At 54.2% G+C, this 13,540-nt stretch carries 17 protein-coding genes and 1 other RNA gene; 4 read left to right on the forward strand and 14 right to left on the reverse strand.

The window, feature by feature from the left end; translation table 11 throughout:
* Positions 1-11 precede the first annotated feature (11 nt).
* Complete coding sequence (gene mtgA / locus EYY67_RS14835) at positions 12-734, forward strand: monofunctional biosynthetic peptidoglycan transglycosylase (protein WP_095924438.1); 723 nt, start codon at positions 12-14, stop codon at positions 732-734.
* 68 nt (positions 735-802) lie between these two features.
* On the opposite strand, the gene dolP is transcribed toward mtgA, so the two are convergent.
* From dolP to EYY67_RS14855, 4 genes are all read right to left on the reverse strand, one after another.
* On the reverse strand, positions 803-1,378 hold the full coding sequence (dolP, locus tag EYY67_RS14840; RefSeq protein WP_119822427.1) for a division/outer membrane stress-associated lipid-binding lipoprotein: 576 nt from the start codon (positions 1,376-1,378) through the stop codon (positions 803-805).
* Positions 1,379-1,387: 9 nt separating this feature from the next.
* Positions 1,388-1,978 carry a DnaA initiator-associating protein DiaA gene (gene diaA, locus EYY67_RS14845; protein WP_013577230.1) on the reverse strand — a complete coding sequence of 197 codons (591 nt, stop codon included), beginning with the start codon at positions 1,976-1,978 and terminating at the stop codon, positions 1,388-1,390.
* A gap of 30 nt (positions 1,979-2,008) precedes the next feature.
* Entirely contained in the window at positions 2,009-2,377 is a 369-nt protein-coding gene (locus EYY67_RS14850) for a YraN family protein (RefSeq protein ID WP_095924440.1), read from the reverse strand.
* Between the two features lie 65 nt (positions 2,378-2,442).
* The gene (locus EYY67_RS14855; RefSeq protein ID WP_131693797.1) at positions 2,443-4,479 is read right to left on the reverse strand and encodes a penicillin-binding protein activator; all 2,037 of its coding nucleotides are present in this window, start codon (positions 4,477-4,479) and stop codon (positions 2,443-2,445) included.
* Positions 4,480-4,540: 61 nt separating this feature from the next.
* Here EYY67_RS14855 and rsmI point away from each other — a divergent pair, with 61 nt between their 5' ends.
* Together rsmI and rnpB are read left to right on the forward strand one after the other, a co-directional pair.
* Positions 4,541-5,410 carry a 16S rRNA (cytidine(1402)-2'-O)-methyltransferase gene (rsmI, locus tag EYY67_RS14860; protein ID WP_131693798.1) on the forward strand — a complete coding sequence of 290 codons (870 nt, stop codon included), beginning with the start codon at positions 4,541-4,543 and terminating at the stop codon, positions 5,408-5,410.
* Between the two features lie 25 nt (positions 5,411-5,435).
* Positions 5,436-5,814: RNase P RNA component class A (gene rnpB, locus EYY67_RS14865), an RNA gene on the forward strand.
* Between the two features lie 174 nt (positions 5,815-5,988).
* Here the strand turns inward: rnpB and EYY67_RS14870 are convergent.
* Positions 5,989-6,693 (reverse strand): pirin family protein, encoded by a 705-nt coding sequence (locus EYY67_RS14870; protein ID WP_095924443.1) that lies wholly within the window; start codon positions 6,691-6,693, stop codon positions 5,989-5,991.
* 110 nt (positions 6,694-6,803) lie between these two features.
* Here EYY67_RS14870 and EYY67_RS14880 point away from each other — a divergent pair, with 110 nt between their 5' ends.
* Entirely contained in the window at positions 6,804-7,712 is a 909-nt protein-coding gene (locus tag EYY67_RS14880; protein WP_095924445.1) for a LysR family transcriptional regulator, read from the forward strand.
* A 54-nt stretch (positions 7,713-7,766) separates the two neighbouring features.
* Here EYY67_RS14880 and EYY67_RS14885 read toward each other — a convergent pair whose 3' ends face one another.
* From EYY67_RS14885 to exuR, 9 genes are all read right to left on the reverse strand, one after another.
* Positions 7,767-8,750, reverse strand: a complete 984-nt coding sequence (locus EYY67_RS14885) for a glutathione S-transferase family protein (RefSeq protein WP_119822430.1) — start codon at positions 8,748-8,750, stop codon at positions 7,767-7,769.
* Positions 8,751-8,920: 170 nt separating this feature from the next.
* Positions 8,921-9,313, reverse strand: coding sequence for a DoxX family protein (locus tag EYY67_RS14890; protein ID WP_095924447.1), 393 nt, complete (start codon positions 9,311-9,313; stop codon positions 8,921-8,923).
* Between the two features lie 238 nt (positions 9,314-9,551).
* Entirely contained in the window at positions 9,552-9,836 is a 285-nt protein-coding gene (locus EYY67_RS14895; protein ID WP_095924448.1) for a YqjK-like family protein, read from the reverse strand.
* Positions 9,833-10,240, reverse strand: coding sequence for a phage holin family protein (locus EYY67_RS14900; RefSeq protein ID WP_131693799.1), 408 nt, complete (start codon positions 10,238-10,240; stop codon positions 9,833-9,835). Before EYY67_RS14900 ends, EYY67_RS14895 begins: the two co-directional genes overlap by 4 nt.
* Positions 10,241-10,242: 2 nt before the next feature.
* Positions 10,243-10,545 carry an ElaB/YgaM/YqjD family protein gene (locus EYY67_RS14905; protein WP_013577208.1) on the reverse strand — a complete coding sequence of 101 codons (303 nt, stop codon included), beginning with the start codon at positions 10,543-10,545 and terminating at the stop codon, positions 10,243-10,245.
* 148 nt (positions 10,546-10,693) lie between these two features.
* Positions 10,694-11,071, reverse strand: a complete 378-nt coding sequence (locus EYY67_RS14910) for a DUF1090 domain-containing protein (RefSeq protein WP_131693800.1) — start codon at positions 11,069-11,071, stop codon at positions 10,694-10,696.
* A 134-nt stretch (positions 11,072-11,205) separates the two neighbouring features.
* A complete protein-coding gene (gene mzrA / locus EYY67_RS14915) occupies positions 11,206-11,589 on the reverse strand; it encodes an EnvZ/OmpR regulon moderator MzrA (RefSeq protein WP_095924451.1) in 384 nt (127 codons plus the stop codon).
* Positions 11,589-12,269, reverse strand: coding sequence for a DedA family protein (locus EYY67_RS14920; RefSeq protein WP_095924452.1), 681 nt, complete (start codon positions 12,267-12,269; stop codon positions 11,589-11,591). Before EYY67_RS14920 ends, mzrA begins: the two co-directional genes overlap by 1 nt.
* Before the next feature lie 386 nt (positions 12,270-12,655).
* Positions 12,656-13,432: a transcriptional regulator ExuR gene (exuR, locus tag EYY67_RS14925; protein WP_095924453.1), complete on the reverse strand. Its 777-nt coding sequence runs from the start codon at positions 13,430-13,432 to the stop codon at positions 12,656-12,658.
* Positions 13,433-13,540 lie beyond the last annotated feature (108 nt).

Consider the following 13,540-nt stretch of genomic DNA (forward strand, 5'->3'; position numbering starts at 1 on the left):
GAAAGAGGCAAATGAATAAAATTACCCGAAAAGGGCTGCTGCGTACGCCGCTGTTATGGATCAAACGCGCATTAATACTGTTACTCTGCTTATGGGTAGGAGGCATTCTTCTTTTTTCTTTTTTACCCGTGCCTTTCTCTGCGGTGATGGTGGAACGCCAGGTTTCAGCATGGCTGACCGGCGATTTTGGCTACGTGGCTCATTCAGACTGGGTGCCGATGAGTGAGATTTCCTCACCGATGGCGCTGGCGGTGATGGCGGCAGAAGATCAGAAATTCCCTGAGCACTGGGGATTTGACGTTGCAGCCATTCAGTCTGTATTGGATAAAGACGGCGGAAAAATGCGCGGAGCGTCAACGCTGTCTCAGCAAACGGCTAAAAACCTGTTCCTGTGGGACGGGCGCAGCTGGGTGAGAAAAGGGCTGGAAGCCGGGCTGACCGTGGGGATTGAAACCGTCTGGACGAAACGTCGCATCCTGACGGTGTACCTGAACATCGTGGAATTTGGTGACGGCGTGTTTGGCGTCGAGCAGGCTGCGCAGCATTTCTTCCATAAACCGGCCAGCCGCCTGACTGCGTCTCAGGCCGCGTTACTGGCCGCAGTGTTGCCGAATCCGCATCTGTTCAAAGTGAACGCCCCTTCGGCGTATGTGTTGCGTCGGCAGCAATGGATCCTGCGTCAGATGAGCCAGCTCGGCGGCGAATCCTTCCTGCGCGAGCATAAACTGCATTAGAGCGGGTGATGTTTACAGTAAAAAAAAGGACAGCCTGATGGCTGTCCTTTTTCGTGATGACCGGCGGATTATTTAACGTAAGTAAACGCCGTGGTGACGTGTTTCACACCGCTCACGCCTGCCGCAATCCCTGCCGCTGATTTACCTTCTTCCTGCGTGACCAGACCCAGCAGGAACACTTCGCCGTTTTCGGTGGTGACTTTCACGTTAGACGATTTGACCGAGTCGCTGGTCAGCAACTGCGAACGGACTTTGGTGGTGATCCAGGTGTCCATTGACGCGGTGCCCATGCTCACCGGCTTACCGGTGCGGATTTCGTTATACACTTCCGTTGCGCCGTCGACACCCAATGCGATTTGTTTCGCGCGGGCGGCCATATCCGCAGTCGGTGCCTGGCCGGTTAACAGGACTTTGCCCTGATACGCGGTAGCCACGATACGGGCTTCATCTTTCAGTTGTTTATCTTTGCTTACCGCGTTGGAAACACGGGCTTCCAGCGTGCTGTCATCAACCTGAGTACCGACCGTACGCGGGTCAGTCGTTGTTTTTGTGGCAACGCCAGCTGCACCAACAACTGCAGCGGCGACACAGCCTTGTAACAGAAGGGCGCTTAACAATACAGCAAAGAGAGGACTCGCCTTCATTGGATCTCCTTAATCGTCCTGGTGTGGGAACAGCGTATTATCTATCAGGTCACAGAGACAGTTGACTGTGAGCATATGCATTTCCTGAATGCGGGCGCTGCGATGGGAAGGGATACGGATCTCCACATCATGTGGCCCCAGTAAACCCGCCAGCTCGCCGCCGTCATAACCTGTTAATGCCACAATGGTCATATCACGGGTTACCGCTGCTTCAACGGCTTTGACAATATCACGGCTGTTGCCGCGGGTAGAAATGGCCAGCAGAACGTCGCCCGCCTGACCTAAGGCGCGCACCTGTTTGGCATAAATTTCTTCATGCAGACGATCGTTAGCAATCGCCGTCAGCACAATGTTATCTGCACATAATGAGATTGCAGGAAGGCTCGGACGTTCAGTTTCAAAACGATTAATCAGACTGGCGGAAAAATGCTGAGCATTTGCCGCAGAGGTGCCGTTGCCGCAGCACAGAATTTTATTGCCGTTGAGCAGCGATTGCACCAGCGTCATCGCGGCGCGGGAAATCGCGTCTGGCAAGGCTTCTGCCGCCGCAATCTGAGTTTGGATACTTTCTGTAAAGCAGACTTTGATTCTATCCAGCACGGGTTTTCGTCCAGTCAGTCGTCGTAATATTTATTCCGCATTGAAGGCATCACGCAGCCATTCTATCTGGCTGCCGGTGATGGCAAAAACATCAAAACGGCAAGATGATGTGTCAAAGCTTGCGTTGTGTCCTGCAAGCCAGAAGGACGCAGCGCGTAACAGGCGCTGCTGTTTTTGAACCGTTACGCTGGCCGCCGCGCCACCAAAACTGTCGTTGCGCCGGTAACGGACTTCAACAAACACCCAGGTTTGCTGGTCACGCATGATCAGGTCAATTTCACCGGTACGGCAGGCCACATTGGCCGCCACAAAGGTTAACCCGGCTTTTTCGAGATAACGTCGTGCAAACGTTTCATACTTATCGCCGCATGCCCGCGTTTTTGACAAAAAAGACTTCATCAGTACGTCCTTGTACCTGTAATGGCTGAGAATTCCGATCCCGGCGCGGCTGTTTCAGTTTTCTCTTAGGAAGAAACCGGCACCAGCGAACCCTGACGGTATTGCAGCCACGGCAATTTACGGTGGATCACACAGTTGCTATTGGCGCTCAGATCGCCGGTGCTGCCGGATACCTGGAAGCCAGGCAATGTGCGCATCTGGGAGAAATGATTCGCCAGACTCCAGGCATCAATCCCCATCGCGTAAAGGCGAACCAGCGAGTAGTCGTTACCAAATTTCGCAGTGGCTTGCTGCATCAGTGCCGGATTGCCGCCCGCCAGCAACGGAATATCGCTGAACTGCACGCCTTCCATTTCAAGACGATAATCCGGGCCTGCACCTGCCTGATAGCTGCGGGAGCTGGCGTAGACAGCCGGATGCGCGCGGCCATTCACGGCCAGATCCAGCATCGGTTTAATCAGCGTCAGTTCACTTTGCGTCGCCACCACGTAAACGGAATCCACGCTGCCACCGGTGCTGCCTTGTGTAATCTGGGCATCTGTCGGCGGAGCCGGGATGGTAATGCCACCAATCGTCACGCCCTGTGCTTGTGCCGGCGCGGCGGCATCAGTGGCGATGACCGGTGTACCGGTCAGACGGATACCGCTGCCGATAGAAGAACGCAATTCGCTGCCTGAACCGAGACCTTGTTTCAGAACGGTGCCGCCGCCCAGTTTCTGCCATTCGTTAGCAAAAGCCTGCGCGATACGGTCGCCGAAGTTGCCACGCGGAACCAGTAACAGCGGCATACGTTTCTGCTCAGACCACATGTGGCGCGCAGCATCCTGTGCCTCGTCTTCCGGCGAGAGCGCAAAGTAACAGATATTCGGGCTGTTTTTCTCAGTTTCTGGCTGATTGAGCGCTAAAACATTCAGCGGGGTCTGGTCAGAAGAGAGTTCGTTGACCTGATCTTTCAGCAGCGGACCGACAACCAGCGTCGCGCCATCCTGCTGCGCCTGCGTCAGCAGCGCGGCCAGAGGCTGACCGTTGGTGTCATACACTTTCACCTGCGCGTTGCTGCTGGCTACGGGCGCAGCGGCAGGGGTTGCCGCAGGCTGAGCCTGAGCAGGATCGGTTTGTGGCTGCGTGTCCTGCGCTGCGGCTTCTGGCGCAGATGTGCTGACCGCCGCGTTCGGGTCGGTCTGATCCTGCGGTTGGGCGTTAGGATCAACCGCTGCCGCCTGTGGTGCTGGCTGGCTGACCTGACCGTTCATGGCAGCGGTAAAGCCCTGCTGAATGGCGTTACCGTAAACCTGTGCCGGACCGCTCATCGGCAGGAACAGCGCAATTTTACCGGTCGAGGCAGGCTGGAAGCTCAGCACATTATTGAGCTGCGTCGGCAGGGTTTTCGCTGCCGGGTTCACCGGATAACGGCGCTGCCAGTCTTTGATACCGGCTTTCAGCAGATCAGGATCCTGCTTGTTGCTTTGCCAGACGCTGAGTAAATCCAGCCATCCCTGCAAGGTATTTTCATCGGCATTGATCACGATGCTGTTGACATCCTGCGCGGACATCTGGGTCAGCGCCATCCACGTTTGATCAATGTTGTCCTGATGGGGTTTGCCCTGCAACAGCGGTTCCTGCGCGATATAAGCGCGGATCAGGCCGAGGCTGGTGCGGCCCTGACTGGCATCGATTTGCGCCTGATAGTAACGCGCTTTCTGATCGTTGGTCAGGTTTGACGGGTCTATCTGGCTGAGTGTGGTTGCGGCGGCCTGCGCATTTTTCTGCGCCACCTGCACTTCTGCGCTGGTCAGTTTCTGCTCAACGCTTTGTGCGTCCGTCAGATTTTGCGGCACTTTCGCCAGTTGCTCAGCCGCCTGAGGCACTTTGCCTTCACGTATCAGGGCACGCACCGCAAGCAATTGCCAGTCAGCCTTGTTATCATCACCGCTTTGCTGCGCCTGCTGCAGATAATAGTCAGAGCTGCCGGATGCTGCACCCTGGACACTTTCAGTCGGTGCCTGTGGCGCCTGACCGGTACAGCTGGCAAGAAGCATCGCCACGATAATGGCAGGGAGTAAACGTCCCGAACGGGTACGAAAGGTCATTGAGGAAGGCATTCAGTTTCCAGTGATGTTTTTTCAAGATGCTCAATATTAAATCGGCAATCCGGATGAAACAATGAATCAAGACGATCAAGCAGATATTTCTGCGTCAACGCTGTACATCGTACCCACGCCAATTGGCAATTTAAGGGATATTACCCAACGCGCGCTGGCCGTTCTGAACAGTGTCGATTTGATTGCCGCAGAAGATACCCGCCATACCGGATTGCTGCTGCAACATTTCGCCATCAGCGCAAAAATGTATCCGCTGCATGACCACAACGAACAGCAGAAAGCCGAGCATTTACTGGCAAAATTGCAGGAAGGCCAGACCATTGCGCTGGTGTCGGATGCCGGTACACCGCTGATCAATGACCCCGGCTATCACCTTGTGCGTCGCTGCCGCGAAGCCGGGATCCGCGTGGTGCCGTTGCCCGGTGCCTGTGCGGCGATCACCGCGTTGTGTGCCGCCGGTTTACCTTCGGACCGTTTCTGTTACGAAGGGTTTCTGCCCGCCAAAACCAAATCCCGCAAGGATACGTTGCAGGCACTGATCGAAGAACCGCGCACGCTGATTTTCTACGAATCTACCCACCGCCTGTTGGACAGTTTGCAGGACATGGTGGAGGTCTGGGGGCCTGAGCGTTATGTGGTGCTGGCGCGGGAACTGACCAAAACCTGGGAAAATATTCACGGCGCGCCGGTGGGCGAACTGCTGGCGTGGGTGCAGGAAGTCGAAACGCGCCGTCGCGGCGAAATGGTGCTGATCGTTGAAGGCCATAAGGTGGATACCGAAGCCTTACCGGCGGAAGCCCTGCGCACGCTGGCGTTGCTGCAAAAAGAACTGCCGCTGAAAAAAGCCGCCGCGCTGGCCGCCGAAATCCACGGCGTGAAAAAGAATGCGTTGTATAAATATGCGCTTGATGAGCAAGAGGGTGACAAATAGGGCGTAATACCCTATTATCCGCCGCGGAGTTGACCAGACAGTCGCCGCTTCTTTGCCGTCCCTTTCGGGGGAGACAGAAGGAGGGGAGGAAAGTCCGGGCTCCATAGGGCAGGGTGCCAGGTAACGCCTGGGAAGCGCGAGCTTACGACAAGTGCAACAGAGAGCAAACCGCCGATGGCCCGCGCAAGCGGGATCAGGTAAGGGTGAAAGGGTGCGGTAAGAGCGCACCGCGCGGCTGGCAACAGTTCGTGGCAAGGTAAACTCCACCCGGAGCAAGGCCAAATAGGGGTTCACATGGTACGGCCCGTACTGAACCCGGGTAGGCTGCTTGAGCCAGTGAGCGATTGCTGGCCTAGACGAATGACTGTCCACGACAGAACCCGGCTTAACGGTCAACTCCCTCGTCAAAAAGAAAGCCCGCGCAGAGCAATCTGCGCGGGCTTTCGTCTTTTTCCCGTCACCCTTCAAACTGCTGGTGCGCTGGCTGCCCTTACTCACCCGAATCACTGACTTCAGTAAGTTCATCGGGATTCATTCGTTTGCCGCCTTCCTGCAATTTGAATGATTTAGGGGACGTTCTACACCGGCATATCAATCAGCAGCGCCCGTAATGGCGTGCTGGCAGAAACGGTCAGGCTGTTTTCCTGATGGATAAACGCGCCGTCGCCGCAGGCCAGTTTTTGTGATTCGTGGCTGACCGAACCCTGCGCGTTAATCTGCCCGTGAATGGACTGCAAATAGGCGCGGGGTCCGCGAACGGGCAAGGTTATCTCTTCCCCCGCCGCCAGTGTCAGCTGGTGGATCCAGACATTTTGCCGCAATTGCAGGCTGCCCGTTTCGCCGTCCGGCGAGGCCAGCAGGAAATGCGCGGCTTCCGGCAGCACCATTTTCTGGGTTAACGGATTCTCATGTTCCGGGCAGGCATCCAGCCACAATTGCATGCGCGTCAGCGGCTGGCTGGCGCTGGTATTGAGTTCGCTGTACGTGACATTCGCCTGTGTCGACAGCAACGCCGCTTCACCGGCGCTGACCCGGATACTGTTCCCTTCGCTGTCGCGGTATTCCGCCGACCCCTGTAACACCAGATTCAGCACATCCACACGCGGATAGGTGCGTGGCTGGAAACTGGCACCGGGCGCCAGCACTTCCTGATTCAGGACGCGCAGGGACGCATAGCCCATCAGTTTGGGATCAAAGTAATGGCCGAAGGAAAATGTATACCGCGCCTGGAGCCAGCCAAAGTCAGCGGTACCGCACTCTTTTGCCGTTCTGCTGGTAATCATGGCGGTCGCCTCTCTTAAAAATTTCGATGTATAAATGGTAAGCGTCTGGACGTGTGATTGTTAGCCAGTTAATCTGGTCGCTATATTCAAATTTCCTGAAAGAGAAGAGAATGGCTAAGGATCGCGCACTCACACTGGAAGCCTTAAGGGTCATGGATGCGATTGACCGCAGAGGGAGTTTTGCCGCCGCCGCTGATGAGCTGGGCCGCGTCCCGTCTGCACTGAGCTACACCATGCAGAAACTGGAAGAAGAGCTGGACGTGGTGTTGTTTGACCGTTCAGGTCATCGGACAAAATTCACCAATGTTGGCCGGATGCTGCTCGAACGCGGGCGTGTGTTGCTGGAAGCCGCTGACAAACTGACGGTGGATGCCGAAGCGTTAGCTCGCGGCTGGGAAACGCACATCACCATCGTTTGTGAAGCCTTATCGCCTGCCGCGCAGCTGTTCCCGCTGATTGAAAAACTGGCGCTGAAAGCCAATACGCAGGTTTCGCTGATCACCGAAGTGCTGGCCGGTGCGTGGGAGCGCCTCGAGCAGGGCCGCGCGGATATCGTGATCGCGCCGGATATGCATTTCCGTTCCTCGACTGAAATCAACAGCCGCAAACTGTATAAGCTGGTCAGCGTGTATGTGGCCGCGCCGGATCATCCGATCCATCTCGAAGCCGAGCCGTTGTCTGAAGTCAGCCGGGTGAAATACCGCGGGATTGCGGTGGCGGATACTGCCCGTGAGCGTCCGGTCTTAACCGTGCAGTTGCTGGATAAACAGCAGCGTCTGACCGTCAGTACCATTGAAGAGAAGCGCAAAGCCTTGCTGGCGGGATTAGGCGTGGCGACGATGCCTTATCCGATGGTGGAAAAAGACATCGAGGAAGGGCGTCTGCGGGTGGTGAGTGCGGAATATAACCGCGAAACTGACATTATCATGGCGTGGCGTCGTGACAGCATGGGCGAGGCAAAAGCCTGGTTCCTGCGGGAAATTCCCCGGTTACTGGCGACGCGGGAAGCGAAGTCATAGAGCAAGCCCCTACCCACGCCTTCCCCCTGTGAAAGGGGAAGGCGAGGTACGAAATCAGAAACGGGTATCGCGGCCGTGCTCAGAGTCTAAATCCTGCGCCGGTCCGGTGGAAATGATGCCGTACGGATTGATGGTGGCGTGACTGCGGAAATAGTGATGACGGATGTGCGCGAAGTTCACCGTGTCGCGGATCCCCGGCATCTGGTAGATATCCCGCAGGAAACCGTACAGATTCGGGTAATCGCTGATGCGGTAGCGGTCGCATTTAAAGTGCGTGACGTACACCGGATCAAACCGTACCAGCGTGGTCCATAAACGCAGATCGGCTTCGGTCAGATGATTGCCGGTCAGATAGCGGTGCTTGCCCAGTAACTCCTCGGCGCGTTCCAGCGCTGCAAACACGCCATCAACCGCCTCATCATAGGCTTCCTGAGACGTCGCAAACCCTGCCTTGTACACGCCGTTGTTGATCTGCGGATACACCCATTCATTAATTGCATCAATCTCTGAGCGCAACGCCTGCGGATAATAATCCCCGGCTTTGGCACCCGTGGCATCAAATGCACTGTTGAACATGCGGATGATATCGGCGGATTCATTGCTGACAATGGTCTGCTGTTTTTTATCCCAAAGGATCGGCACAGTGACGCGGCCGGTGTAATCGTTCTGCGCCCGCAGATAGATTTCATAGGCGTAATTCAGATGATACAAATCATCACCAGTGGCAGCCGGGAAGTCGGTACCAAATGTCCAGCCGTGTTCCAGCATCAGTGGATGTACCACAGACACCGGAATAATGTCTTCCAGACCTTTCAGGGTACGCATCAGTAAAGTGCGGTGCGCCCACGGACAGGCCAGCGAAACATACAAATGATAACGGTCGCGTTCAGCGGCAAAGCCCCCGACGCCATGCTCGCCCGGCGCGCCATCCGGTGTGATCCAGTTGCGGAACTGCGCTGCTGAACGTTTGAAATGACCGCCGGTCGATTTGGTGTCGTACCAGGTGTCCTGCCAAACGCCATTCACGAGTTGTCCCATGTTTCCTCCTTTCCCATCCTCCTTTGAGCCGCTTTGATGCAACCCGAATGATTCAGGGGAGATGTGCAGATACGTCATAAAAAAGGGCGAGGTGATAAATCACATCGCCCTGCAGGTATTCTTGTCTTATTTCATTATAGTCTGGTTACTGCGCCCTGGTGTCGGAGCAATTACCAGTTTTTCTTGATCAGGCGGTCGATGCTGAATGCGCCAGGACCGGAAGCAAACAGGACGAAGAAACCACCCGCGATGGACAGGTTTTTCATGAACATCATCTGGTTCACGCCCTGTGCAAAATCAGTGTGGAAGATCAGGGCGGTCAGGATAGTAAAGATGGCCGTGATCAGCGCAGTAGTACGGGTAAAGAAACCAAACAGAATCGCCAGACCGCCGCCGAATTCAAGCAGGATAGTCAGTGGCAGGAAGAAGCTTGGCACGCCCATGGATGTCATGTAACCCGCCGTTGCGGTGTAACCGTTAATTTTTCCCCAGCCTGCAACAATAAACAGAATTGGCATCAAAATACGGGCAACCAGTAAAGCTGTGTCGTTTAACTTGTTCATCATCATTCCTGTAGCCCAAATCAGGCTCAATTATTTAAGTATTACCGGTACGGTCGGAAAATGTTTCCTGCCGTTACCGCATCAGTTGATGACGAGATAATAAGTCGGATGAATAAGTTATGTTAGCAAGTAAATCTGTCTGAATGATTCAAATAAATTGAACAGCCACCAGATTGTTATTCAAAAAGAAAAGGGCTGCCTGTTTCCAGTCAGCCCTTTTTACAGGAAGGAGGTTGCGCTATTTGTTGCCGATGGTTTTACGGAACAATTTGACCGTACCCCAGATGCCGAAAGCACGCCGGGACCAGCGGATAACGGCACTGGGATGACGGATACCGTAAACCGCCAGCAGGCTTGAGCCTACGACCAGATATTTACGCATATCCACCAGTTTTACCCAGTAGTGATCCACTTTGGCAGTGGCCTCCAGCCAGTCTGAACCGGCCTGAGAAAGCTCGCCGCGCTGACGTTCAATCTTGCGCAGCAACCTGACTTTTTCGACAGCACGGTTCGGAATACTCATTGCTCGTCATCCTTTTCCAGCAGGGCACGATCGACGTCCAGTTGCTTACGGGTGAGGCTCAGCAGGGTTGAACGTTTGGCTTTCGCCAGCGTCATCGCGCCGAGGATCACGGCCAGAAGCAGTAAAACGCCGGTTGTCGTGGCTATCGCCGTCAGACGATAGGCCGGGTCAATGGCCCAGAATAAAACAACCAGCAGACTCATAAGACCAAAGGCAGTAAAGATCAGGGTAATGCCAGCCATGAGCAGCAATTGGAAAATATTGGCCTTTTCCTCTTCCAGCTCAACCACGGCCAGACGGACACGCGTTTCAACAATGCTCACCACCACGGTGGCGATGCGGGAAACGATGTCAAACAGCCCTTTACCCGGACCTTGCGGTGAAGGTTTGATCGGTTCAGGCATAATCAGCGACGGGCTAACAGAACGCCAATCACAACACCGACCGCGGCACCAATACCGACGCCCGTCCAGGGTTTTTCATGCACGTAATCGTCAGCTTTGCCGGCAATTTCTTTAGTCTGATAGGCAATTTTATCGCCTGTATCGCTCAGACGTTCGCGGGTATCTTTCAGCAGGGATTCTGCTTTGCCACGCAGTTTGTCGAGTTCAGCTTTCGGCTTGTCGGTAGAGGTCTGGAGAACTTCTTCCAGGGTGTCCGCCAATGACTTGAGTTCAGCGCGCAGTTGTTCTGATGTATTACTAGCCATGTGTAAGTCACTCCATACGTTAACTGATTCGAACTTTTAACATAGCGGATATTCAGGTGATCGCAAATGCGAATTGTCTGTTTCAAAAGGCAAGTTCACTGAAAAATCCGCTATGGCGTGAGACAAAATCTGTCAGGCTGACAAGCGATTAACGGCTTTCAGCCTCTTTCAGTTCAGACCTGGCTTCTTCCAGTTTTTGCTGTTTCTTGCTGATTTTCTCGTGATCACCGTTCGCCTGAGCTTCTTTCAGCTCCTGCTCACGTTCGGCAACTTTTTCACGTTTCTCTTCAACACGTTTCTGGTTTTCCGCTTTCAGACCCGCATCGGTGCAATGCGCCTGATTTTCGCGCAAGGCTTTCTCCAGACCGTCAACGCGGTTCTGGTTTTTATGCGCACGGGCTTCGTCGATCTGTTTCTGGATTTCCTGTTGCTTGGTGACGCAGCTTTCATGCTGAGGTGCGGCCAGAGCAGCGGTGGTGAACAGTAAGGCAGGGACAAGCGTGAGGGCAGATAAAGTGAATTTCATCGTCGGGCTTCCTTTTGACCATTAAGTGAGTGTGGCACTTAATTCCATTTGTTGATGTGTTTTTTGAATAACTAGCCGCTCAATCATATCACCACTGAATATATGGTGATATGAGACAAATCCTGAGCGCTGGCTTATCCGAACTTGAGGCGGTCACGATCCAGTTTCGCCACCCAGGCTTTGGCGTGCGGCGGTTCGCAGTACTGGATCACGAACCCGGCAGGTAAAATATCCTGCAACACGGTTTCGGCCATTTTGCGTTGTGAGGCGGAATCCAGCTGTACCACCAGACCGTCGTTAAGCGGGGTGATGCTTTTGATATGAATGCCGCGCTGACTCAGGCCCTGATAGACATAAAAACCGTCGGGTAGCGCGACGCCTGCTCTGGCAGGACGGATTTGCAGGGCGCTGGCCGGCGCCGGAAGACGGGACACCGCCAGCCCGAGCACCGCGGCCGTGGCCAGCAGCATCAGCACCACAGGCCAGATAAATGAACGTTTGAGAAATCTGCGGCTCATTATGCGTTTTTGCCTTTGTTCTGGCGGTCAGCGTGTTTTTTACGCCACAGCACCACAATCGAACCGACCAGTCCGCCGATCAACAACAGCACCGGCAGCAGCATCAGGCAGTTCATCACCTGATCTTCATATTTCAGGAACAGCGGCGTTTTTCCGAGGAAATAGCCCAGCGACGTCAGGATCAGGATCCACAGCAATCCGCTGACCCAGTTGAAAAACTGAAAGCGGCTGTTGCTCAGGCCAGACAGACCGGCAATCGTGGGCAGCAGGGTGCGCACAAAGGCCAGAAAACGGCCCACTAACAGCGCGGAAAGCCCGTGTTTATGGAAAAGCGCATGGGCGCGTTCGTGATAATGCACCGGTAAATGTGCCAGCCAGCTCTGAACCAGCCTGGTGTTGCCGAGCCATTTCCCCTGTGCGTAACTCAGCCAGCAGCCCAGACTGGCGGCGCTGGTGAGCAGGAAAATCGTCAGCGGGAAATTCATCGCGTCTTTGGCAATCAGTACGCCAACCAAAATCAGCAGGCTGTCGCCCGGCAAAAACGCAGCGGGCAGCAAACCATTTTCCAGGAAAATAATCATGAATAAAATCAGGTACAACGCCCAGACCAACTGCGGATTAGCCAGGGTTTTATAATCTTGTTGCCACAAGGCATCGATAAGCGAACTGATAATTTCCATCTGTGTCGTAAAACTCCATCATTTGCAGTGGGTCAGCGAAAAAAACATCAGCGGAGAATGTGTCTCGACGCAGCCTGTTTTGCTGATAAGGTCGCCTCTTCCCTGGCGGGCTTTCTGGTCAAACGCGGTTCGGGGGTTTACACGTTTTACGGCGTGTTACACACGGCCTGAACGGGTAAAAAAAGTGGTCTAACTGTAACAAAATAACAATACCTCAGACAGGTAAATATAGCGCGTTGCGACGGATCATTTAAGTCCGCAGCACGTTATGGAAAAGGGTTTTACATTGACTGACACTACCCGACAGTATCTGACAGGTGAGGGGGAGAAGGGCACAGAGGGAGAAAAAAGGCAGGTTGGGGAAGAAAACCTGCCTTAAGTGGAATTTATTTGCTGTTCAGCAAAGGCGGATCGAGATGAACGACCGGGTTTTCTGAATAAAGATAACGGTCTACGTTAAACTCGAAATCATCACTGGTGGCGCGGAAAAGCATTTGTTTGGTGTTTTCCAGATGCTGCCACATCGCCAGCTTGGCGGCGTGCGGATCACGACGGATCAACGCCTTGAGGATCAGATCGTGTTCCTCACACCAGCTTTCGATCGACTTCTCGTCGATGTGTTCATGCAGCTTGCGCCAGTAAGGGTTATGCAAACGCTGACTCCACATCTTCTCGACGATGGTGGCCAGTGCGTTGTTTTGCGTAGCCTGCGCGACCTGCACATGGAATTTCAAATCCCACTCAGAATCACGGAAGCGGTCTTCCTGCCGGGCGTGCTCCTGAATTTCCATCAGACGCATGATGTCCTGCTTGGTCACCTGCGTGGCGGCGAATTCAGCGATATTACTTTCGATTAACTGGCGTGCCTGCAACAACTCAAACGGACCGGCGGTGCCAAACTCGCTGCCGCAATCGGGCACGACAAGATGACGCTGCTGGTTTGACATCACATGAATTCCCGACCCTTTACGCACTTCTACATAACCTTCCACTTCCAGCATGATGATCGCTTCGCGCACCACGGTGCGGCTGACATCCATTTCATCCGAAATCAGACGTTCGGCAGGCAGCTTCTCGCCAACCGGATATAAACCTGTTTCGATGCGTTCCTTGAGCGTGGCAGCCAGTTGTTGATATAGGCGTCTGGTGTCTGTGGATTCCATATGAGTGCTCTTTAAAGTAGTGAAACCTGTAAGAAGTGAGTGTCGGACAGACCTGTGAACTTATTATACAAGTACCAGTATACGTTTTACGAAAGGTTGATGCACCGT

The sequence above is a fragment of the Rahnella victoriana genome (genome assembly GCF_004330295.1).
GTDB classification, from domain to species: Bacteria; Pseudomonadota; Gammaproteobacteria; order Enterobacterales; family Enterobacteriaceae; genus Rahnella; species Rahnella victoriana.